At 40.7% G+C, this 22,346-nt stretch carries 19 protein-coding genes and 2 riboswitches; of the genes, 8 read left to right on the forward strand and 11 right to left on the reverse strand.

The genetic code is table 11. From position 1 onward, the window contains the following. Positions 1–21: 21 nt before the first annotated feature. Positions 22–1,869 (reverse strand): asparagine synthase (glutamine-hydrolyzing), encoded by a 1,848-nt coding sequence (asnB, locus tag IHV12_RS14675; RefSeq protein WP_197127493.1) that lies wholly within the window; start codon positions 1,867–1,869, stop codon positions 22–24. A 158-nt stretch (positions 1,870–2,027) separates the two neighbouring features. Between asnB and IHV12_RS14680 the strand changes: the two genes are divergently transcribed. After that, the gene (locus tag IHV12_RS14680; protein WP_197191291.1) at positions 2,028–3,116 is read left to right on the forward strand and encodes an AI-2E family transporter; all 1,089 of its coding nucleotides are present in this window, start codon (positions 2,028–2,030) and stop codon (positions 3,114–3,116) included. A 187-nt stretch (positions 3,117–3,303) separates the two neighbouring features. Here the strand turns inward: IHV12_RS14680 and IHV12_RS14685 are convergent, their stop codons facing one another. From IHV12_RS14685 to IHV12_RS14705, 5 genes are all read right to left on the reverse strand, one after another. Beyond that, the gene (locus IHV12_RS14685) at positions 3,304–3,840 is read right to left on the reverse strand and encodes a 1,2-dihydroxy-3-keto-5-methylthiopentene dioxygenase (protein WP_197191292.1); all 537 of its coding nucleotides are present in this window, start codon (positions 3,838–3,840) and stop codon (positions 3,304–3,306) included. After that, positions 3,818–4,483: a methylthioribulose 1-phosphate dehydratase gene (locus IHV12_RS14690; protein ID WP_197191293.1), complete on the reverse strand. Its 666-nt coding sequence runs from the start codon at positions 4,481–4,483 to the stop codon at positions 3,818–3,820. The genes IHV12_RS14685 and IHV12_RS14690 overlap by 23 nt, the downstream gene beginning before the upstream one ends. Beyond that, positions 4,480–5,154 carry a 2-hydroxy-3-keto-5-methylthiopentenyl-1-phosphate phosphatase gene (locus tag IHV12_RS14695; RefSeq protein ID WP_197127489.1) on the reverse strand — a complete coding sequence of 225 codons (675 nt, stop codon included), beginning with the start codon at positions 5,152–5,154 and terminating at the stop codon, positions 4,480–4,482. The genes IHV12_RS14690 and IHV12_RS14695 overlap by 4 nt, the downstream gene beginning before the upstream one ends. After that, on the reverse strand, positions 5,151–6,392 hold the full coding sequence (locus IHV12_RS14700; protein WP_197191294.1) for a 2,3-diketo-5-methylthiopentyl-1-phosphate enolase: 1,242 nt from the start codon (positions 6,390–6,392) through the stop codon (positions 5,151–5,153). Before IHV12_RS14700 ends, IHV12_RS14695 begins: the two co-directional genes overlap by 4 nt. Positions 6,393–6,469: 77 nt before the next feature. Then, positions 6,470–6,589: riboswitch (SAM riboswitch) on the reverse strand. 239 nt (positions 6,590–6,828) lie between these two features. Continuing rightward, the gene (locus tag IHV12_RS14705) at positions 6,829–8,004 is read right to left on the reverse strand and encodes a pyridoxal phosphate-dependent aminotransferase (protein WP_197191359.1); all 1,176 of its coding nucleotides are present in this window, start codon (positions 8,002–8,004) and stop codon (positions 6,829–6,831) included. Between the two features lie 21 nt (positions 8,005–8,025). Here IHV12_RS14705 and IHV12_RS14710 point away from each other — a divergent pair, with 21 nt between their 5' ends. The 6 genes from IHV12_RS14710 (at position 8,026) to IHV12_RS14735 (ending at position 15,187) form a co-directional block, all read left to right on the forward strand. Continuing rightward, positions 8,026–8,895 carry a carbon-nitrogen family hydrolase gene (locus IHV12_RS14710; RefSeq protein WP_370568813.1) on the forward strand — a complete coding sequence of 290 codons (870 nt, stop codon included), beginning with the start codon at positions 8,026–8,028 and terminating at the stop codon, positions 8,893–8,895. Between the two features lie 106 nt (positions 8,896–9,001). Next, positions 9,002–9,167, forward strand: a riboswitch (SAM riboswitch). Between the two features lie 87 nt (positions 9,168–9,254). Continuing rightward, entirely contained in the window at positions 9,255–10,472 is a 1,218-nt protein-coding gene (mtnK, locus tag IHV12_RS14715; protein ID WP_197191296.1) for an S-methyl-5-thioribose kinase, read from the forward strand. Positions 10,473–10,475: 3 nt separating this feature from the next. Beyond that, complete coding sequence (mtnA, locus tag IHV12_RS14720) at positions 10,476–11,534, forward strand: S-methyl-5-thioribose-1-phosphate isomerase (RefSeq protein WP_370568819.1); 1,059 nt, start codon at positions 10,476–10,478, stop codon at positions 11,532–11,534. Beyond that, a complete protein-coding gene (locus IHV12_RS14725) occupies positions 11,531–12,667 on the forward strand; it encodes a sugar ABC transporter substrate-binding protein (protein WP_197191298.1) in 1,137 nt (378 codons plus the stop codon). The genes mtnA and IHV12_RS14725 overlap by 4 nt, the downstream gene beginning before the upstream one ends. Next, positions 12,664–14,169: a sugar ABC transporter ATP-binding protein gene (locus tag IHV12_RS14730; protein ID WP_197191299.1), complete on the forward strand. Its 1,506-nt coding sequence runs from the start codon at positions 12,664–12,666 to the stop codon at positions 14,167–14,169. The genes IHV12_RS14725 and IHV12_RS14730 overlap by 4 nt, the downstream gene beginning before the upstream one ends. Then, entirely contained in the window at positions 14,150–15,187 is a 1,038-nt protein-coding gene (locus IHV12_RS14735) for an ABC transporter permease (RefSeq protein ID WP_197127481.1), read from the forward strand. The genes IHV12_RS14730 and IHV12_RS14735 overlap by 20 nt, the downstream gene beginning before the upstream one ends. A 23-nt stretch (positions 15,188–15,210) precedes the next feature. Here IHV12_RS14735 and IHV12_RS14740 read toward each other — a convergent pair whose 3' ends face one another. Further along, entirely contained in the window at positions 15,211–16,989 is a 1,779-nt protein-coding gene (locus tag IHV12_RS14740; RefSeq protein ID WP_197127480.1) for a sensor domain-containing protein, read from the reverse strand. A gap of 147 nt (positions 16,990–17,136) precedes the next feature. After that, positions 17,137–17,493: a DUF1516 family protein gene (locus IHV12_RS14745; RefSeq protein ID WP_066392958.1), complete on the reverse strand. Its 357-nt coding sequence runs from the start codon at positions 17,491–17,493 to the stop codon at positions 17,137–17,139. Between the two features lie 147 nt (positions 17,494–17,640). On the opposite strand from IHV12_RS14745, the gene IHV12_RS14750 reads away from it, so the two are divergent. Beyond that, positions 17,641–18,849 carry an ornithine--oxo-acid transaminase gene (locus IHV12_RS14750; RefSeq protein ID WP_197191300.1) on the forward strand — a complete coding sequence of 403 codons (1,209 nt, stop codon included), beginning with the start codon at positions 17,641–17,643 and terminating at the stop codon, positions 18,847–18,849. Positions 18,850–19,134: 285 nt separating this feature from the next. On the opposite strand, the gene IHV12_RS14755 is transcribed toward IHV12_RS14750, so the two are convergent. From IHV12_RS14755 to IHV12_RS14765, 3 genes are read right to left on the reverse strand one after another with little or no spacing between them, the layout of a single operon-like run. Further along, the gene (locus IHV12_RS14755) at positions 19,135–19,923 is read right to left on the reverse strand and encodes an SDR family oxidoreductase (RefSeq protein WP_197191301.1); all 789 of its coding nucleotides are present in this window, start codon (positions 19,921–19,923) and stop codon (positions 19,135–19,137) included. Positions 19,924–19,953: 30 nt separating this feature from the next. Next, positions 19,954–21,378 carry an NAD-dependent succinate-semialdehyde dehydrogenase gene (locus tag IHV12_RS14760; protein WP_197191302.1) on the reverse strand — a complete coding sequence of 475 codons (1,425 nt, stop codon included), beginning with the start codon at positions 21,376–21,378 and terminating at the stop codon, positions 19,954–19,956. 36 nt (positions 21,379–21,414) lie between these two features. Then, positions 21,415–22,299, reverse strand: a complete 885-nt coding sequence (locus IHV12_RS14765) for a fumarylacetoacetate hydrolase family protein (protein WP_197191303.1) — start codon at positions 22,297–22,299, stop codon at positions 21,415–21,417. Positions 22,300–22,346 lie beyond the last annotated feature (47 nt).

Consider the following 22,346-nt stretch of genomic DNA (forward strand, 5'->3'; position numbering starts at 1 on the left):
AAATGTTTCCGGTTTTTTCGTTTAATCTACGATATTAATATTATAGTCGGTCAGCCAGCTGTCGATCTGCGCAAGATGAGCCATTAATTGTGGGCCGGTCATAAGTTGACCAAACCAAGGCTCTTTAAACGTCTCACCATTCGTTTGAATAATTTCTTGAACACGGGCTCGGTTTAATACTTCAAACAATGGTGAGTTCTTTTTCGCGACGATGCTTGTTAACCAATCTTTTACGCCGTTCGTATAATCCGGATGGAACGTTTTCGGGTAAGGGCTCTTTTTTCGATACAGTACATCATTCGGAAGTACCCCAGTAAGTGCTTTTCTAAGTATTCCCTTCTCTCTTCCATCCAGCATTTTCATGTCCCAAGGAATGTTCCATGCGTATTCTACAATTCTATGATCTGCAAAAGGTACCCTCACTTCTAATGAAGCTCCCATACTCATTCGGTCTTTACGATCCAACAGTGTCGTCATGAACCAAATCATATTCAAATAGAAGATTTCACGTCTTCTCGCTTCTATTTTAGATTCTCCTTCTAAAACAGGCGTTTCATTCACTGTTTCTTCGTATCGTTGCTGAACATATGAAGCTAGATTCAACTTGCTAGCCCATGAGTCTTGTAAAAGATTTTGGCGCGCTTCTGTTGAACGCATCCACGGAAACATTGGACGATGCAAGAGTTCCTCTTTATGAAACCATGGATACCCACCAAAGATTTCGTCTGCGCATTCTCCTGAAAGTGCAACTGTTGACTGAGGTTTAATCTGGCGGCAGAACCATAAAAGTGAAGAATCAACATCAGCCATTCCTGGCAGATCTCGAACTGTGACAGCTTCACGCAAATGATTGATTAATAGTTCGTTATCAATCACGCAGCTATGATGAACAGAGCCTGTAGCTTCAACCATCTGATTGATCCAATACGCATCTGAATTCGGCTGATAATCACTCGCTTTAAAATACTTATCATTATCTACATAATCAATGCTGAACGTATGGAGGTCACCTTTGTTTTCTTCTTTAAAATATTTCGCTGCGATTGCGGTGATCGCACTTGAATCGAGACCGCCAGAAAGAAAAGTACTTACTGGTACGTCTGCAATCAGTTGTCGCGTCACTGCATCATTCACGAGATATTTCACTTTTTCAACCGTATCTTGCAAAGAATCTTGATGTGGTTTACTTTCTACGTTCCAATACCGCCAAATTTTCAGCCCGTTTTTTGAATACGTCGCAGCATGTGCCGGACGGAGTTCTTTTATCCCTTTATATACTCCGTTACCCGGGGTACGAGATGGTCCTAGACCGAAAACTTCTTGTAGTCCTTCACGATCTATTTCAGCCTTGACATCTGGATGAGCTAATATGGACTTTATTTCAGACCCAAATAACAGCATACCGCCTTTTTCAGTATAGAAAAATGGCTTTACCCCTAATCGATCACGAGCTACAAACAAGCTTTCCTTTTCTTCATCCCAAATTCCAAATGCAAATATTCCATTAAACCGATCGATACAACTCTCTCCCCACTCCATATAAGAAGTAAGTAAAACTTCCGTATCGGAATGCCCATCAAACGTGTACCCTCTTTGTAAAAGTTCTTTCCGGAGATCTTCTGTGTTGTACAGCTCTCCGTTATAGCAAAGTGTATAATTCGATTTGTTCTTCGTTCTTGTCATCGGCTGAACGCCGCCTTCAATATCTACAACTGCTAACCTTGCGTGACCAAAACCTGCATGTGTGGTACTCCATACATTAAGTGCGTCTGGTCCTCTTTTTGATAATGGTGAGGCCATCTTAATTAATATATTTTTTTCATGTGTGAGGTTACGATTCCAATCTGCCCAACCCGTTATTCCGCACATTGGTTTCATCCTTTCTGTACAAACTCCATTTCTAGTATCTATGCCCATTACTCAGCATATGCTTTTATCCTTGTACGGGTGTTTTTTAAAAATTTGTGTATGTTCTTATAAGTTGTATATAATGAATACATATTTCAGAAGATAAAGGTGATCATTAAATGCCACAGTCGAAATTTTTTCGTATCGGTTACGGATTTCTCCTCATTTTTTTAATCATTCTAGTAGGAACCAAGATTGATTTTATTTTCAGGCCGATCGTCGTTCTCGTTCAAACGTTATTTTTCCCGTTTTTACTTGGCGGTGTTCTTTATTATCTGTTCCGGCCAGTCGTTCAGTTCTTACATAAGCGAAATGTGCCGAAGGTGTTATCCATCCTTCTCATCTATCTGCTTGCGATCGGACTTTTCGTATTGCTATTCTATTCTATTGGTCCGATATTACAAAGACAGGTAAGTAATTTAATTGAGAATACACCTGCTTTAATCGATGCTATTCGTTCTAAGCTAAATGATTTACAGCAAAATGAATGGGTAAGCCGTTTCCAAGAAAGTGACCAATTTGATGTGAAAGAAATCTCTGATAAAGTGACTGCTTATTTGTCTACGAGTGTTCAAACAATTGGTACGAACATCGCAAACTTTATTGGAATCATCACAAACATTATTATGATTTTTGTTACCGTTCCTTTCATTCTTTATTACATGCTAAAAGAAGGTGAAAAAGCTCCACAGATGGTGCTTCAAACTCTTCCTGAAAGACAGCGTAATAATGGAACAAAAATCCTAAAAGACATGGACATTGCCCTTAGTTCATACATCCAAGGACAAATCCTGGTCAGTGTTTGTGTGGGAACAATGCTCTATATTGGATACCTTGTAATTGGAATCGAGTATTCACTGATCTTAGCCATCATCGCGATGTTCACAAATGTTATTCCGTTTCTTGGCCCGATTATTGGAGTCGTTCCTGCGCTGATCGTAGCGGTCGTTGACTCGCCGGCGATGGTCATCAAAGTACTAATTGTTATGGTTATCGCTCAACAGATCGAAGGTAATGTAATCTCTCCTCAAGTTATGGGTAAAAAGCTGGATATCCATCCGCTTACCATTATTTCAATCTTGCTTGTTGCAGGAAGCCTAGGTGGTCTCCTTGGATTGATTCTAGCCGTTCCAGTATATGCGGTTCTTAAGGTTATCGCCCTGCACACCTATCGTTTAATCAATCTAAGAAAATCAAAAGAGCTTTAAAATAATGAGGAATTTGAAAAAGCATCGGATATTAAAGTCCGATGCTTTTTCTTTGCTCGTATTTTCTGTATGGCGCTCGTCCAGCGTGCTTGTCAGCCGCCGGACGAGCGCCTGAACCCGCCAACTACTCTCTCATTACAAAAGAAAACACACCATTTCATTCAAATAAAATGGTGTGCCAGGTTTATTATTTTGCTTCTTGTGGCTGTTTATCGTAGATCGGTACCCAGCCTTCTTTTGATTTGAAGATGCGAACCGCTACTACTTTACGATCTTCTTGCAGCGTGAAATAGTGACGGAAATTTTCTGGAACGGAGATTAGATCTCCCGGCTCAAGCTCTACATCAAAGAACCTTCCATTAGGTCCTTCGATCGCAAAGATTCCATGTCCAGAAACGATAAATCGTACTTCATCATCTGTGTGATGATGTTCTGCTAAGAAGTTTTTCAAAAGCTCATCTAAGTTTGGTGTCGCATCAGAAAGGGAGATAACATCTTCTGTTACATACCCTCTGCGCTCAGAGATATCATCGATCTCACTGCGGAAGGTTTGAATCACTTCTTCTTTGTCCTCATCACTTAACGAGAAATTTTCACGAAGGTGAGATGGAAGTTTTTCAATGTCCCACTTTTCGTAAATAACTTCCTGTGAGTTTAAGTACGATTCTACCTCGCTTTGTTTTTCAATTCTTTCGTTGTTATCATGAAATCGTAGTTGTGCCATTTTTAACGCCTCCAAATGATTGATTTTTATTTAAAACGTTTAAAGTTTGTAATTTGATATGATAAGAGAACAGAAACTCAAAAGCTTCTAAGTGTTTCTTCGCTTCAAAAGCATTTCTGCCCCATACGGTAATCCCATGATTGCGGATCAAAACAGCTTTTGTATCATGCTTTATCACCACACCAACCGCTTCTGACAGCTTCGAAAGGTCACCGTAATTTTCAACGATAGGAACCGTGATACTTCCTTCTTCTTCCCATATTCCAAAAGCTTTTATCAGTTCTTGACCTTGAAACGTAATCTTCCCTACATCACCATATAACTCAGAGATTAAGTTATTATCCACGGTGTGAACGTGTAAACAGCAGCCTGCATCCGTTAATCGATAGACTTCACAATGAATGCCTGTTTCTGCTGAAGCTTTTAAATGCGTTTCTTCTACCGGATCCCCATACTGATCTACTAAAAGAAAGTCTTCAGAGGTACGTTTTGTTTTATCTTTTCCGCTTGCAGAAACGTAAAAAGCGAGCGGTGAGTCACTTACTTTAATCGATACGTTACCACTTGTTCCGGGAAACCAGTTCCGTGAAGCCAGCTCATCCTTTACATCTGCAAGCTCAATCCATCGCTGTTGTTTACTCAACTTTTCACACCTCTTTTCTCTAAGACATGAATGATGTCATGAAACGTTTCAAATGAAGTATAGGGTATTTGGTTTTCTTCGCATTTTTCAATCAGATAATCTCTTGCGAAAACAACATCAGCCATCTTAGAAGCTTGAAGATCAGTAATTGAATCACCGATCACAATCTTTTCTGTTCGGGGATACTTCTCTTCCAGTCGTCTGATAACAGAAGGTTTGCAACACCCACAATCATTATCACATTGATCATCACACGCGTTCGGCCAAGTGATTTTTATCGTGTCACTGGTAAAGTCACTGGCATTACAAAATACGTATTGTGAATCTAGCTTGTTTTCTAAAACAGGATGAACAAAAAAATCAATGCCACCACTAACGATGTATAATGGAATTCTCTCGCTTTGAGTAAATTGAATAAATTCCTGAAAGCCATCTCTAATCTTAGAACGTGTTAAAACGAATTCAATAATCTCTTTCTTTTTATTCGAAGGAATTCTGGAAAACATTTTTCCTACACCTTCTCGAATCGAGATCGTTTCATTCAAGATTTCATTTACGATCGGCTGCCATCCCTCAGGTGAAAATTCTTCCATGATGGCGACGATGTTATCTTTTTCGGTAACAGTCCCATCAAAATCACAAAAGATTACCGATCGGTGTTGAGTTGTCATTTTACAGGAACACCACCCCAAAGCTCTAATGCTTTTTGAAGTTCTGCATGTTTTTCAGCAAAACTTTCAAAGTCTTCTCCTTTAACAACGGCATCTATCGCCTGACGGAAAGCACGTGCTCCACCAGCAGCTCCATCTGGGTGACCATGTATGCCTCCACCTGCATTTATAACGCTGTCCAAACCAAAGTCATTGTATAAAACCGGTGTTAGTCCTGGATGGATACCAGCTGAAGGGACTGGAAACGATTTGTTTAATGAGATGCTCTCTGTTGTTAAGGCATCCGCAATGCTTAATGTTTCTTGACGATCAAGTGCTACACTTCCATATGGTGATGGGAACAACACAAGATCTGCTCCTGCATAACGAAGCAATTTGCCTAATAATACTGAGTAACCAATTCCGTAAAGTGATGATGACCCTATAGCTCCGGATAGTGCAGGATGAGCCATGATCGGTAGTTGAATCTCTTTATCTTCGGCCAGTTCTTGCAATACATCTGGTCCGTAAGATAAAACGTTAAATAGTAATGCGTTTGCTCCTAATTCTGCTGCGCGCCTCGCTTTATCTCGAAGTTCACTCGTTCTGCCTGTTAAGTTAACTGCGTAGAGCGTCTTTTCGCCTGTTCGCTCGTGAACAGACTTTAATACTTCTTTAGCGATTTTCACTCTTTCTTCAAAAGGAGTGAGTGGGTTCTCAAAAAGAATTTCATCATCTTTTACAAGATCTACCCCACCTAAAGCCTGCTCATATAACTGCTGCTTGAAGAATGATAGATCTTTTCCGAGTACCCCTTTAAAAATACTCATAACTAGTGGACGGTTATGTACGCCTAAGATATCTCGAATTCCTGTTATTCCAAACTTAGGACCAGGAAATTGTTTTTCTAGCTCTCTATCAAACTCTAAATCTATGAGCTTGATCTCACCATCTAACGAAAGTTTACCGAAAACCGTCGTTAGAATTGCTGGAATATCATTTGAAAAGTTCGCTGATGGATAGGAAATCTTAAGCAAGCCCTTAGTTCTTTTACTTCCTAAAAATTGATCAGCACGTGGATCTTCAGGAAGTTCAATGACCTCTTCCACAATCCCTTTATGTTTTTTTAGCTGTTCTTTCTCTAGTTGAGGAAGATCTGTCCAAGAACCTACTGTAAGTCCTAGTGCAATTCCTTCCGCTTTTTTTTGTAAGTTTTCTTTCTTATCATGTACTAAGTACGTCGCTGTAATTTTACTCATGTTTGTCGTTCTCCTTTCAAAAACACAAAAAACCCCTTCACGAGGAAGGGGTGTCTACATATTGACAGTTCCACTTCCTCTTATCTCTCAGTCAACGTTCGACTGCAAGAATTAGCACCGTTTTCAGCTAATACATAATTAGCTGAATGGTTGCCGGGTTTCATCGGGCTAGTCCCTCCACCTGCTCTTAATAAGAGTGCAAATTGTTAGAATATAATTTTAATTGTGATTATGACAGGGTATGAACGATCTGTCAACCCTATCTTCTTTCTTCAGTGTATTGAAAGTGATTTGATTTCCGTTCCAGATGCTCGCTTTCCGGGGGGCGTGCGGTGAGCCCCTTGCCGCTTTGCGCCCTTAAGGGTCTCACCTGCCACACTCGTCCCCCAGGAGTCTCCCATCTTGCACTACAATCAAATGTCAGTGGAGGTAAACACTAGTTATCGATTATTAGTTTAGCAATCCGATCAGCAGCCTCTATCAGACGTTCTTCTGATGTTAGTAGGCCAGCACGTACATACCGATCGCCTTCGCTTCCGAATCCGATGCCTGGCGCGACTACGACGTGTGCTTTCTCTAGCAAATAGTCTGCGAAAGTTTCAGAAGTATACCCATCAGGTACAGGCAGCCAGCAGAAAAATGAACCTTTTGGCGATTCTACCTTCCAGCCATTTTCGTTCAAACGTCCGATGAATGCGTTTCGGCGACGTTCATATGTATCTACCAGTTCATCCACACATTCCTGTGGTCCGTTCAATGCCTCAGCCGCCGCGTGCTGGACAGCTCCGAACAAGCTTACATAAAAATGATCTTGAAGTAGGTTAATAGATTCAATAACAGTTTCGTTTCCAACCGCGAATCCAACGCGCCATCCTGCCATGTTATACGTTTTAGAAAGGGTGTAAATCTCTATACCTACGTCCTTTGCTCCTTCTATCTGTAGAAAACTGACCGGCTTTTGTCCATCAAATCCGATTGCTCCATAAGCAAAATCATGGCACACGAGAATATCATGTTTGTTAGCGAGTTCTACTGTTTCTTTAAAAAAGGATTTTGTTGCAACCCCTGCTGTAGGATTGTTCGGATAATTTAAGAACATAAGCTTTGCTTTGTTCAATACTGTCTCAGGTAATTCATCATACTTCGGGAGAAAGTCATTTTCTTTTCTTAAGGGCATCGTCTCCATAGTAGCACCAGCCATTGCAACACCTGACCAATAATCAGGGTATCCCGGGTCTGGAACGAGTGCAACATCTCCTTGATTTAAATAGCACTGCGATAGCTCTACTAAACCTACTTTCCCGCCAAAGAGTACGGCTACTTCTTTCTCAGGATCGAGTGTTACTCCATATTCTCGTTTATAAAAATCGGCAGCTGCCTGCTTCAAAAATCCATGTCCGCGAAACGGTGAATACTTATGAAAATCAGGTCTATCGGCTCCATCTTTTAATGCATCAACAATATGCTGTGGAGTTGGTTGATCAGGATTCCCTTGTCCTAGATTAATAACATCAAAGCCTTGCTCTACATAGTAAGATACTTTTTTTACAAGCTTGGCGAAAAATTGCTCTGGCAGTTTCCCCATCACTTCTGCCTGCTCAAAACGTTTCACGACGATCACTTCCAGTCTAATTTGAATGTTCTTGAAATTCTAATCAGTTATGTTATACGCTTAAGGAAATTCTGTAAAGACTTTTTTTACAACCTGGAGGGTACAATCATGAAAATTGCCTGCATACAAGTTGACATTCAATATGGGAAACCTGATGAAAATTATCAACACATCGAAAATAAAATTCGTAAAGCCGTTAAACATCATAATCCTGATACGATCGTACTACCAGAACTGTGGGATACTGGGTATGATCTTACCCGATTAGATGAGATTAGCGATCATGATGGTGAGAAAGCAAAGAAATGGTTAAGCGAGTTATCTAAAGAGCTTGATACTAATATTGTCGGAGGGTCTATCGCATATCGTGAGAGTAACTCAGTTTACAACACATCACTCACTTACAACCGAAACGGTGAACATGTCGGCACCTACTCAAAGGCTCACCTGATCACACTTATGGAAGAGGAAAAATATATCTCCCCCGGCAGTAATAGCAATCTGTTTACAATCGACGGTAATCTCTCGACCCTTGCTATCTGTTATGACATCCGTTTTCCTGAATGGATCCGAGCTCCTTTCATAAAAGGGGCAAAAATATTGTTCGTTCCTGCCGAATGGCCGATTCAAAGACAATCTCATTGGCGAGCATTGCTTATCGCACGTGCTATAGAGAATCAATGCTACGTTATTGCTTGTAACCGAGTTGGAAGCGACCCTAAAAACACCTTCGCTGGTCAATCACTAATTATTGACCCATGGGGAGATATCATTGCTGAAGGATCTGTGCACGAAGAGGAGATCCTTACAGCAGAGATCTCACCTGAATTAGTAGACGAAGTCCGTGTAAAGGTTCCTGTATTTAACGACCGTCGAACAGATCTGTATTAAATCCATTTAAGAATTTAGTGTTGACAGATCTCCATACAACGTTGTAGTATAACGATTATGAATTGCGTGAATATTGTTACGCATTAACAAAACGAATAATTTTGGTCTCTTATCAAGAGCAGGTGGAGGGATATGGCCCGATGAAACCCAGCAACCGACCGTAATACCATTGTAAGATGGGGCGCCCGCATTATACGGGGAGCCGCTGATTAATTCAGCGTATGGCACGGTGCTAATTCCGGCAAAACATTTTTGTTTTGCTAAGATAAGAGGCGCGGGAAATCATCATTCCGAGCCTCTTTTCTTATACGAAAAGAGGCTCTTTTTATTTGTAAAAAAACTTTCCGGGGGGAACAAAAATGAGCGTACAAGTAAGACCTACATATGAACCGTTAAACGAACTGACAGTGCTTGATGTGGTAAAACCTTTAGCATTTTTTGATGCATCCGAACAAGACCAACTGCATGTTAGAGAGATTGGAGATGGCAACTTAAACCTTGTCTTTCATATAGAAAGCGCACTATCCAAAAAAGCTGTAATCGTTAAACAAGCACTTCCTTATGCAAAAGTGGTTGGAGAAAGCTGGCCGCTCACACTAGATCGTGCACGAATCGAGAGCGATGCGTTATTAAAAGAAGCTGAATCCGTTCCTCACTTAGTTCCGAAGGTTTTATTTTCAGATTCAACACTTGCTGTCACAGTTATGGAAGATCTGTCTGACCATGTCATCCTTCGAAAAGGACTTATTGACGGTCAAATTTATCCCAAACTTGCTGATGACATTGGAACATTTGCTGCTAAAACAGCTTTTTATTCTAGTGATTTCTACCTGCATCCTTTTGAAAAAAAAGAACAAGTTAAACAATTTTCAAACCCTGAACTTTGCAAGATCACGGAAGACTTAGTGTTCACTGATCCATTCTTCAATCATGATACAAATGACTTCCCTGCTGAACTCCAAAGTGAAGTTGATGTAATTTGGAATGACAAAGAGCTTTTACAAGAGGTAGCTCAACTGCGACTCTCATTCTTAACTAAAGCAGAAGTTCTTCTTCATGGAGATCTACATTCTGGAAGTATTTTTGTAAAAAGCGATTCTACTAAAGTGATCGATCCTGAGTTTGCGTTCTATGGGCCAGCCGGATTCGATATCGCTCACTTCATAGCTAACCTTGCGCTTAATCATCTTTCTCAGAATGCACATGCAAAAGAGCCATTTCATCGCGAATCTTTACAAACCTACCTGTTACAAACGATCGAAAAGACTTGGGAAACATACAGAGAAACGTTCTCACAACTATGGAACGAGAAAGCAACAGACCCTTTTGCCAAGATTGACGGTGTACTTGATAATTTCTTGGAAAAGACTTTCAAAGAAGCTATCGGTTTTGCTGGTTGTGAGATTATTCGAAGAACGATTGGACTTGCACACGTTGCTGATCTAGACACTATCCCCCAAAAAGAGGTCGAGCTCTTTTATAAAAAAACAGCACTAGCGCTAGGGGCAAAACTTGTTAAAAATCAAAGGAAACTTACAAACATCACAGAACTTACTGACTGGATTAGAGGTGCTTAAATGATGACTGTAGCAGAAAAATGGGTTCCTTCAGTTCGATACAGAGGTGACCATCTTCTTATATTAGATCAACAACAACTTCCCCATCACACGGTTTACTTAAATGTAACCACGATTGAACACGTATGGGACGCAATTTCTAAGCTTAAAGTTCGAGGCGCGCCAGCTATTGGGATCGCTGCTGCATTCGGACTCGCACTATGGAGTAATTCTGAAAAAGAGGTGGATCATTCCTCGTTTTTAACTAAATTGCAAAGACAAAGAGATTACTTAGCGTCTTCCCGCCCTACCGCTGTTAATTTATTTTGGGCATTAGATCGTGTTGTTGCTTCTGCTCAACAATCAACTTCAGTAGAAGAGGCGAAAAGTAGAATTGAAGCTGAATCACTTTTAATTCAAGAAGAAGACGAGAATACATGCAGAAAGATCGGTGAGTACGCTTTGTCACTTCTCCAAGACGGAGACGCTGTCATGACGATCTGTAATGCAGGTGCCATCGCGACAAGCAAATATGGAACAGCATTAGCTCCTTTTCATCTTGCTAAAGAACAAGGCTGGAACCTTTCTGTTTACGCGAACGAAACTCGTCCTGTTTTACAAGGTTCTCGTTTAACAGCATGGGAGCTGCAAGCAAACGATATTGATGTGACCTTGATCACAGATAATATGGCAGCCCACACGCTAAAAACAAAGAACATTAAAGCGGTGATCGTTGGATGTGACCGAGTGGCAGCGAATGGCGATACAGCTAACAAAATCGGAACTTTTGGTCTTGCGCTACAAGCAAAAGCGCTTGGTATTCCCTTTTATGTCGCTTGTCCTCTTTCTACCTTAGATCTCAGTACAACAAGCGGTGATGATATTCCGATTGAAGAACGTCCGGAAGAAGAAGTCACGCATCTAAACGGTGTTCGCATTGCACCAGAAGGAATAAAAGTGTTCAATCCCGCTTTCGATGTAACTCCCGCTGAATACATCTCAGCGATCATAACTGAAAAAGGAATCGTCAATGGCAATTATAAAGAAGCACTATCCACACTTAAGGAGGAAGAAAAGCATTGAGACCTTTTAGAATCTTGGCAACCGCTTGCCTAACGTCAGCCTTGTTCTTAACAGGATGCACTAATGAGCAAGATGCTCTTTCCAATAAGACAGAAACAAAACCTGCTGCAGCAAATGAGTCACAATCAAATTCTACAGTAACTGCTTCTACGTCAAGCAAAGTTCCAAAACAGCTTCAGAAGCCTTTAAAGATCGCTTCAATTAATCAGTTCTCTATCGGTACTTTTTCTTCTCAATATATTAGTGGCGTAAAAAAGCAAGTGGAAGAGTTTGGCGGTGAGGTGCAAATCTATAACGCTGATAACGATCTTTCAAAAATGGCAGCATATGTTGAAACAGCTGTTAACCAACAAGTTGATGGAATCTTAATCGATCATGGTCGTGCAGATGCGATCGCTCCAAGTGTGAAAAAAGCAGTTGCAGCAGGAATACCAGTTGTCGCTTTTGATAGTGATATCAACATTCCAGGAGTAACAGTCATCGATCAGGATGACTATAGCCTTTCTTGGAATGCTTTACGAAGCATGGCGCAAGACTTAAATGGTAAAGGTGAGATCGTATACGTTTGGGTAGGTGGTTTTACACCGATGGAACGAAGAAACGTTATGTATGAAGCTTTTAAGAAACGTTATCCTTCGATTAAAGAAATCGCTCGATTCGGTACAGCGACACAAAATACTGCACTTGATACACAGTCACAAATGGAAGCTTTACTACAGAAATATCCGAAAAAAGGTGATATTGACGCTGTATTCGCTCCTTGGGACGAATTTGCTAAAGGCGTAACGCGTGCGATCCAACAAGCTGGACGTGACGAGATTAAAGTATATGGAATCGACTTAAGTGACGAAGATCTACAACTGATGCAAGAAGAAAACAGTCCTTGGGTTTCAACAGCAGCGACAGATCCTGCTGATGTTGGAAAGCTGCAGGTACGCTTTCTCTATCAAAAAGTAGCCGGTGAAGAAACACCTCAGATCTATAGTGTACAGCCTCACCTTGTTGAAAAAGAGGATCTGCCAAAATCTAAGGTATCCATGGATGAAATCGGTAAGTACGTGGAAGGATGGGGCAAATCTGACGCGGGAACATCTCCATGGATGGAAAACTTAAGTAAGGATACCAAACAATGACGATACTCTCCTTAACTTCTATACAAAAGTCATTTGGTGAACAGATTGTATTAAAAGGAGTGGACTTTACCGTAAAAAGCGGTGAGGTCCATGCTCTTTTAGGAGCAAATGGTGCTGGTAAAAGTACCCTTATGAAAATACTGTCTGGTGATTATGAACGTGATGGCGGTGTTATCACACTGGATGAGAAAGAGCTGATACTTAAAACACCAGCTCATGCAAAAGAGGCTGGCATTGAGATGGTCGTTCAAGAAGTAGATACCGCTCTCGTTTCCTCATTAAGTATCGCTGAGAACGTTACAATGAATACGTTTATCTCAGGACCTGCTTTTTTTTCTTGGAAAAAAAGATATAAAGTAGCCCAAGAGCTTTTGAACAGAGTTGGTCTACATCTTGACCCTGCCCTTCCTCTTTCTCATTGCTCTTTAGCTGAAAAACAGTTGGTTCTCATTGCAAAAGTCATTTCTCGGAATATATCTTTTATTATTCTTGATGAACCTACAGCCGCACTTAGTACGAAAGAAGCTCAGCATCTTTTCTCTGTACTTCGTGAACTTCAAAAGCAAGGTGTTGGCATTATCTATATTTCACACCGTTTACCTGAAGTCATGGAGTTGTCGACTAGAGTAACCGTCTTAAAAGATGGGTATGTGACGCTTCAAAAAGAAACGTCTGACTGCTCTTCTGAAGAAATAGTTCGCGCGATGCTAGGCAATGAATTGGTTGAACTCTTAAACGATGAAGAAGACAGAATACTGGGCGATACACTTTTAGAAGCCAAACATTTCAGTGTTCCTGCTACCAATGAGTCTGTATCTTTTTCCGTTCGAGAAGGTGAAATTGTAGGCGTTGCCGGATTAGTAGGTGCAGGAAAGACCGAAACGGCGAGAGCATTATTTGGTGCAGATCCCTCTAGAGACTCTATTTACATGAAAGGAAAAAAAGTTAGAATCTCTAACCCTCAAAAAGCCATTTCTGCTGGTATCGGTTTTGTTCCAGAAGAACGCCGTAAAGAAGGGATACTCGTGGATTACAATGTGATTGAGAACTTAACACTACCCGTCTTAAAACAGTTTACCAAGTTTGGGTTTATCCAAAGAAAACGCGAAAAAACAGAAGCTGAGAAATGGATCAAACAGCTCGGTATCAAGACACAAAAATCGTCTCTTCTTCTGAACCATTTAAGCGGAGGTAATCAGCAAAAAGCTTCGATCGGTAAATGGCTTCTTACGGACGGGGATGTATTTATTTTCGATGAGCCGACAAAAGGAATCGATGTTGGCGCTAAGCAAGATGTGTTTCAATGCATCAAAAACTTAGCTGCAAACAAAAAAGGAATTCTCTATTTCACGAGTGAGATACAAGAACTACTCGCTTTTTGTGACCGTATCATCATTATGTACGATGGTAAAATTGCTGGAGAATTAAACAAACACGAAGCTACCACTGAAAAAATTATGCACTATGCAACTGGAGGTCATTATGGCACAGTACGTTCATAAAGAACATGTTGAGAACGACATAAACACTACTAAACTCTCACTTCAAGAAAAGGTCTTTCCTTTTCTTTACCGATACGGCACGCTTCTTGTCATATTATTAACCGTAATCGGCTTTAGTCTAGCAAACGACAAGTTCTTAAGCTATCAAAACTTTACGGATATTTTACGCTCTGTTTCCATTATTACATTGCTTGCGATCGGTGTAACCATCTCTTTAATCGTTGGTGGCTTTGACCTTTCTGTCGGATCAACGGCAAGCCTTGCGACCGTTACGAGTGCTGCGGCTCTTGTTCTGTATCGCCAAGAAACGATTATCGCCATTCTCATTCCCATTGCTATTGGTTTATTAGTAGGACTATTAAACTCGTTCTTCGTTGTAAAAGTAAGACTTCCAGATCTGCTCGCAACTCTTGCAGTTATGTATATAATCAATGGATTGCACCTTACCTTCACAAAAGGATTTTCGATCTACAACAACATGCCTTTGTCAGAAGGTGGAACAGCTCCTGGGGTTTTCCTTCCTTCTTTCTTATTTATCGGTCAAGGTGAAATATGGTCGGTTCCAGTTCCCGTCATTATCATGCTGATCGCCGTTATTGTTGTTCATATCATTCTACAGCAGACTAGGTTTGGAAGATTATTGTATATTACAGGTGGAAATGAAGAAGCAGCTCGTCTATCTGGTGTCCCTGTTCAGCGTTACAAGATGTATGCTTATCTTTTATCTGCATTCTTTGCCACTCTTGCTGGTATTCTATTAGCGGCACGAATCGGAACTGGCCAAGTTTCTGCTGGTGCTCCTTTGTTAATGGATGGTGTTGCAGCTGCATTTATTGGTTTTTCCGTATTTGGTGCAGGGAAACCGAATGTGATCGGTACTTTTGTTGGTGCTGTTTTGATCGGTATACTTCTTAATGGTTTAACGATGTTAAACGTTCCGTACTACGCACAAGATATCGTAAAAGGTTCTATACTGATTGGTGCCCTAGCATTTATGTATTATGAAAAGAAAAAATAGCACGAACAAAAACAGCACTTCCTTTACGGAGTTGTGCTGTTTTTTTCTGCCCGAAACTTCTTTAAGAACTCACTCGCTTCATAAGCAGGCATAGGCTTACTGATTATATAGCCTTGTGCAGTATGACAGCCATATTCTTGAAGTAATTTCATCTGTTCATATGTTTCTACACCTTCTGCCACCGTAGAAAGAGAAAGACCTTCACACATCATGATGATCGCTTTTATGATTGCTGCATCACTCGTATTAAAAAAGTCATCACTAAGATGTCTGATAAAGCTTTGATCAATTTTTAAATAATCGACCGGAAAATCTTTTAAATAACTAAGAGAACTGTAACCTGTACCAAAGTCGTCGATCGATAAACGAACACCTAGCTCTCTTAATTCTTGCATGATGCTTATGCTGTATTGGACGTTTTGTATCATCGTACTCTCTGTTAATTCTAGGTGTAAATATTCAGCGGATATTCCTGCCGTTTCTATCGCTTCTTTTACTTCATATACAAATGACAACCTTTGAAACTGTCTGCCTGAAACATTTACAGAGATAGAAAGATGAGGCGCGCCATCATCATGCCATCTTTTTAGCTGCTTACAAGACTCGAATAGAACAAACCGACCGATCTCATCAATAAGTCCGATCTCTTCAGCTAAAGGTATGAACTGCATCGGAGATACCAAGCCCAAGTCAGGATGATTCCATCTTACAAGCGCCTCAAATCCGAGGACCATTTCCGTTTTCAAACAAAATTGAGGTTGAAAATAAGGTTCTAGCTCACCCTTTTGAACCGCCTTACGCAAAAAGCCTTCTAGCTTTAGCCTTTCAAGTGTGAATGCGTTCATATCACCGGTAAAGAATTCACGTTTCCCACGGCCCTTTTCTTTTGCTTTATGCAGAGCCGTGTCAGCATTCTTTATAAGAACATCAGCACTCGTACTGTCATTTGGATAGATACTGACACCGATTGACGTACTAACCGTATACTCTTGTCCATCAAGATAGATCGGTAATTGAAGTGCTTCTTCAATCCGATCTGCTGTATCGATCACGTCTGCTGGCTTTTCAATCGTCAAGATTAACGTAAATAAGTCCCCCGCGAACCGGCATAGCAAATCTTGACTATGGATTACTTGTCTAAGCTGATTGCTTACATGACGTAACACTACGTCTCCAATATGATGACCTAAACTTTCATTTATGATCTTAAAATGATCAATATCCACAAACATCACAGCTAATAAGTGGTTTGCAGGATCACTTTCAGAAACGAGTTCTCTCAGCCTTTTTTCAAATAAACTTCTGTTCGGTAAACCGGTTAACGAATCGTGGAACGCTAGCTGTTCGATCTCTTCTTCCGCTTTTTGCTGCCAGGTAATGTTCTTTCCGATCCCATATACACCAACTACTTGATCGTTTACGACGATTGGAATGTTTGTGATGCTGCTTAAAATGTGTCCGCCATCTTTTTTCTTGATACTCGCTATAAAATTTTGCGGTTTATCATGTACTGCGAGCCTGAAGTGTTCAACAACCCGTTTATGATCTTCATCGCACACAAATTGCAGAGCGTGGGTTGAGAGTAACTCTTCTTCTGAATATGCTAAAGACTGAACGAGCGCATGGTTCACACTCGTTATATAACCTTGTAGATCCATAGAATAGATCATATCAGGATTATGATCGAACAACGATTTATAACGTTGTTCAGATTCAATTAAATTATCATTAAGCTCTTCCATCTCTTTCGTATTCATCTTGATTAAATGAGATAGCGCTAAATATTCATCCATCTCTTTCATTCTTACACCTCATCTGTCCAATGAACCAATTTATAAAGTGATACGTGCTATCATTTATATCGGTGTACAGGAGGCATTGTTAACAAAACAAAGATTGGTTATTTTATCCAATAAAAAAGCCGTCCTGCAAGGGCGGCTTAAAACGCATTAACCAAGTACGGAATAACCGTAAAATAGTACTAACAATAAAGTAATCCAGAAAAACACCCAATTGAGCAGGCGGCTCTCACCACGTTTTCTTTGAACAAGGATGATTTCCATTAAACCAATGAGGACTACTCCTAAAGTTCCTTTAATAATTATCGGCCCTTGATTAACAATTCCTGGATCGGTTAAATAACCAGCCAGCATGTGACCACCTGTTGCCAGAATCGCTAAGTAAAGAACGCGCAGAATCATATGCAAAATTTTTGATTTTTTTCCTGCATTTTTTTTGTATAGCATATACGTTACAAAAAACAAAATTAATGCCAGAAACCACGATGTTACATGAGCATGAATCATAAATATATCCTCCTATGTATAATTCTCCATATTACTATACCATGAACTGCTATGAACTAGGCAATCAAAAGAGTTCCCTCTGTAAAGTAAGCACTTTCATTGCTATAATAGCAATGTGAGAAATCTTGCAGAATAGAGGTGTTTCCTTTGAAACAGACAGAAACGAGAAATACGGAAACTGTAATTTCTAAAACGGAACAATATGGTGCACAAAACTATCATCCGCTTCCTATCGTTATCTCGGTAGCTGAAGGTGTATGGGTAACAGATCCGGAAGGTAACCGCTACATGGACATGCTTAGTGCATATTCTGCGGTAAACCAAGGACACCGCCACCCTAAGATCATCCAAGCACTTAAAGACCAAGCAGACAAAGTTACATTAACATCACGCGCATTTCATAACGATCAGCTTGGTGACTTTTATGAAAAAGTATCAAGTCTAACAAAAAAAGATATGGTGTTACCGATGAACACCGGTGCAGAAGCTGTTGAAACAGCTATTAAGGCTGTACGCCGCTGGGCATATGATGTTAAAGGCGTTGCGGATAATCAAGCAGAGATCATCGTATGTGAAGGAAACTTCCATGGACGCACGATGACTGCCGTTTCGATGTCATCTGATCCTGATTACCAACGTGGGTTCGGTCCTATGCTACCAGGAATCAAAGTGATTCCTTACGGTGACTTAGACGCCCTGAAAGCAGCTATTACACCTAATACCGCTGCATTCATTCTAGAGCCAATCCAAGGTGAAGCAGGAATCGTTATTCCACGTGAAGGTTTCTTGAAAGAAGCGCTTGACGTTTGTAAGTCTGAAAATGTACTCTTTGTTGCAGATGAGATTCAATCTGGACTTGGCCGTTCTGGCAAAATGTTTGCTTGTGACTGGGAAGAGATCGAGCCAGACATGTACATCTTAGGAAAAGCACTTGGCGGCGGCGTAATGCCAATCTCTTGTGTAGCAGCAAACCGCGAAGTACTTGGCGTGTTCAATCCTGGATCACACGGATCAACTTTTGGAGGAAACCCGCTTTCTTGTGCGGTATCAGTCGCTTCTGTAGACGTGCTTGTAGAAGAAAACTTAGTTGAGCGTTCGCTTAAATTGGGTGAGTATTTCTTAGGCGAGTTAAAGAAGATTGATAATCCAGTGATCAAAGAAGTTCGCGGTAAAGGCCTGTTCATTGGTGTTGAACTGAACGAACCAGCTCGTCCATATTGTGAGCGCTTAAAAGAGCAAGGCTTGTTATGTAAAGAAACACACGAAAACGTTATTCGTTTCGCACCGCCATTAATCATTTCTGATGAAGATCTAAATTGGGCGATCGAACGCATTAAAAACGTACTTTCTGTTTAATTTGATTTATTGAGAGCTGACTCTTTTTGGAGTCAGCTTTTTTTAGGGCTACAATTGAGCTCAATTTCATATACGGACTAGGGTATTAATCAACTTTTTAATAGATGAATCCACAACTTTTATGGATCAATCCAAAAGTTTTAGCTCTCAATCCAGAAGTTTTAGCTCTCAATTCAAAAGTTTTCACTGTTTATCCACGAGTCTACAAATATCGACATTTGTACTGGAACTGATACCCCTCACTTAAATCAAAAAAAAGAAGCAGCCATGAGCTGCTGCTTCCCTTTATAGTGCTTTCACCATACCGCCATCGATCAGCAGTGACTGGCCAGTTATATAAGTGTTTGCGTCAGAGCACAGGAATACGACCATCTTAGCAAATTCCGCAGGTTTACCGTATCGTCCAAGTGGAATTCCGCTTTCCATGGAAGTTCTAACGTCTTCAGCAGAAATTCCTTTTTTCTCAGCCATCATCTGATCTAATTCACCTACTCGATCTGTTCCGATGCGTCCAGGTCCGATGGTATTAATCAGAATGCCATCTTTCCCTAGCTCTTGTGAAAGACTCTTTGATAATCCATTAATCGCTGTTCGAAAAGTATTTGATAAGATGAGTCCGTCGATTGGTTGTTTAAAAGACGAAGAAGCGATATTTACGATGCGTCCTCCTCCGTTTTTAATCATATTAGGCGTAACGGCTCGAACGGTACGTACAAGGCTCAGTAACGTTAACTCAAATGCTCCCTGCCAATGCTCATCCTCAAAATCATTAAAATTACCAGCCGGAGGACCACCTGCATTGTTCACAAGCACGTCCACACTGCCAAACTTCTCTACGGCAGCTGCAACGAGTTCATCGATCTCATTACGCTGTGTGATGTCACATTTTTTATAATGAACATCCGTACCTGTTTCACGCTTTATCTCTTCTGCAGTCAGAGAAAGCTGATCTTCATCTCGGCTTGTCAACATCACGTTCGCACCTTCACGGGCAAATTCCAATGCACAAGCTTTTCCGAGCCCCTTACTTGAAGCAAGGACGAGTACATTTTTTCCTTTTAATCCTAGATCCATATCACAATCACCTGGTTTCTTAGAGAGATTTTATAATACGAAACTTACGTACTTCGTTTCCAGATAAGCTTCCATACCTTCTACGCCACCTTCACGGCCAAGACCGCTCTCTTTCATACCTCCGAACGGTGCTTGTGCAGCAGAAGGAACACCATCGTTCCAGCCTATGATTCCGTAATCTAAACCTTCAACAACTTGAGTTCCTTTGGACATACTCTCTGTATAAACATATGCCGCTAAACCAAATGGACTCGTGTTTGCAAGGCGGATCCCTTCTTCAACACTGCTGATCTTGTGAATTGGAATGACTGGACCGAACGTTTCTTCGTTCATGATCAACATATCTTGTGAAACATTTTTCAGGACCGTCGGCTCGTAATAATACCCACCGTTATCTGCTCTTCCTTTTCCTCCTGTTACACACTCTGCACCGTTTGAAACAGCATTTTCCACGTGCTCTGAGATCTTTTCATACCCGTCTTTGTTAATGATTGGACCGATATCTGTACCTTCATCCAAACCGTTTCCTACTTTTAATTTCTTAGCTTCAACAGCCACTCGTTCTACAAACTCTTCATAAACACTTTCTTGCACGTATACTCTGTTAATACAGATACACGTTTGACCTGCGTTACGAAACTTAGAAGCTACGATTCCAGCGACTGCTTTATTTAGGTCTGCATCCTCAAGAACAACTGCTGGAGCATGACCGCCTAGTTCCATAGATACGTTCTTTACAGTTGCGGCACCTTGCTCGATCAATTTCTTACCGATTTCTGTAGAGCCAGTAAAGGTAACTTTTCTAACTTTCTCAGAATCCATAATAGCTTTTCCAATAACAGAAGACGATCCTGTTACAAGATTGATAACGCCTTTTGGAAAGCCTGCTTGATCTGCTAATTCTACTAATTTAATTGCTGTAAGTGGTGTTTCCTTTGGTGGTTTTACAATAAACGTACAGCCTGCAGCGAGCGCTGGACCTAGCTTTCTTGTTATCATTGCAGCTGGGAAGTTCCATGGGGTAATGGCCGCCACTACCCCAACAGGCTGGCGTAAAACTTGCATTCTTTTATTTTCGGCACTTGAAGGAATCGTACGGCCGTAGATGCGCTTCCCTTCTTCTGCATACCACTTAATAAAGGAGGCAGCATACATCACTTCGCCTACAGATTCTTTTAACGGTTTTCCCATCTCAAGCGTCATTAGTTCTGCTAATTCTTCTTTTTGTTCGATCATTAAGTCATGCAGTTTCATAAGATAGTCAGCGCGTTCATAAGCTGTTAACTTAGACCAGCTCGGAAATGCTTTGTGTGCTGCATCAATTGCAGCATCCGTTTCTTCTTTTCCACAAGATGCTACAGTTCCTACCACTTCGCCGTTAGCTGGATTGAACACCTCTATTTTTTCGAGAGAATCTCCTGTCCATGAACCGTTAATATAAAGCAGCTTTTCCATGTGAATTCCTCCTCTATGTAACTAGTTAATTCGACTTCATTCTACTATTTCATTACGAAGCGTCCCGATTCCTTCAATTGTAATCTCAATAGAATCTCCGGGCTTTAAAAAAACAGGCGGCTTCATTCCTTTACCTACTCCAGCAGGTGTACCTGTTGCGATAATATCTCCCGCTTCAAGCGTCATGCCTTTTGAAAGCTCAGTGATCATCGTCGGTATATCAAAGATAAAATCAGATGTGTTTCCGTTCTGCCTTACTTCTCCGTTTACTTTTGTAACGATCGATAGGTTTTCCGGGTTTGGCACATCAGAATGATGAACGATCCATGGACCCATCGGGCAAGTTCCATTCAAACTTTTCCCGAGCAAAAATTGCTTATGCTTCTTCTGAAGATCACGTGCTGTAATATCGTTGATGATGGTATAGCCGAAAACGTGATCCATCGCGTTCTCTTTCTTTATACCTGTACCCGTTTTGCCGATAATTATGGCAAGTTCACCTTCATAATCAAGCTGATTGGTTATAGACGAGTGATTTGGAATACCATCTCCATGACCGATCACAGATGTGGGAGCTTTTGAAAATACCATGATATCCTCAGGAATGTCCGCTTCGCTTCCCATTTCTATCGCATGATCGCGATAATTTTTCCCGATACAGAATACATTTTTCCATGGACGCGGGATAGGTGATTTTAACTGGACTTCATTTAACTCATATGTATGGTTCTGTGCAGAATCAGAATGAATCAAAGTCTCGACTTGCCCAAAAACTGATTCTCCAAGTGAAATAGCTTCAATTAATGTTGATGGAAACTTCACATCACTGCTCTTAGCAAGTGCTGTTAAATTGAATACCTTTTCTTCTTTTACGATGCCTATAAACGTCTTTTCATTCCTAACAGCTGTAACCCATTTCACAATAACGAATTCCTCCTTTTTAACAAACGCTTACAAAGTAATTATTA

This window comes from Fictibacillus sp. 7GRE50 (genome assembly GCF_015903875.1).
GTDB classification, from domain to species: domain Bacteria; phylum Bacillota; class Bacilli; order Bacillales; family Fictibacillaceae; genus Fictibacillus; species Fictibacillus phosphorivorans.

What these genes read in the sequence shown, in the direction of transcription:
- IHV12_RS14745 (WP_066392958.1), bottom strand. Translation starts at nt 17,493, where the DNA reads ATGATTCATGCTCATGTAACATCGTGGTTTCTGGCATTAATTTTGTTT.
- IHV12_RS14700 (WP_197191294.1), bottom strand. Translation starts at nt 6,392, where the DNA reads ATGAGTAAAATTACAGCGACGTACTTAGTACATGATAAGAAAGAAAAC.
- IHV12_RS14740 (WP_197127480.1), bottom strand. Translation starts at nt 16,989, where the DNA reads ATGAAAGAGATGGATGAATATTTAGCGCTATCTCATTTAATCAAGATG.
- mtnK (WP_197191296.1), top strand. Translation starts at nt 9,255, where the DNA reads ATGAGCGTACAAGTAAGACCTACATATGAACCGTTAAACGAACTGACA.
- IHV12_RS14760 (WP_197191302.1), bottom strand. Translation starts at nt 21,378, where the DNA reads ATGGAAAAGCTGCTTTATATTAACGGTTCATGGACAGGAGATTCTCTC.
- mtnA (WP_370568819.1), top strand. Translation starts at nt 10,476, where the DNA reads ATGACTGTAGCAGAAAAATGGGTTCCTTCAGTTCGATACAGAGGTGAC.
- IHV12_RS14685 (WP_197191292.1), bottom strand. Translation starts at nt 3,840, where the DNA reads ATGGCACAACTACGATTTCATGATAACAACGAAAGAATTGAAAAACAA.
- IHV12_RS14735 (WP_197127481.1), top strand. Translation starts at nt 14,150, where the DNA reads ATGGCACAGTACGTTCATAAAGAACATGTTGAGAACGACATAAACACT.
- IHV12_RS14680 (WP_197191291.1), top strand. Translation starts at nt 2,028, where the DNA reads ATGCCACAGTCGAAATTTTTTCGTATCGGTTACGGATTTCTCCTCATT.
- asnB (WP_197127493.1), bottom strand. Translation starts at nt 1,869, where the DNA reads ATGTGCGGAATAACGGGTTGGGCAGATTGGAATCGTAACCTCACACAT.
- IHV12_RS14730 (WP_197191299.1), top strand. Translation starts at nt 12,664, where the DNA reads ATGACGATACTCTCCTTAACTTCTATACAAAAGTCATTTGGTGAACAG.
- IHV12_RS14755 (WP_197191301.1), bottom strand. Translation starts at nt 19,923, where the DNA reads ATGGATCTAGGATTAAAAGGAAAAAATGTACTCGTCCTTGCTTCAAGT.
- IHV12_RS14695 (WP_197127489.1), bottom strand. Translation starts at nt 5,154, where the DNA reads ATGACAACTCAACACCGATCGGTAATCTTTTGTGATTTTGATGGGACT.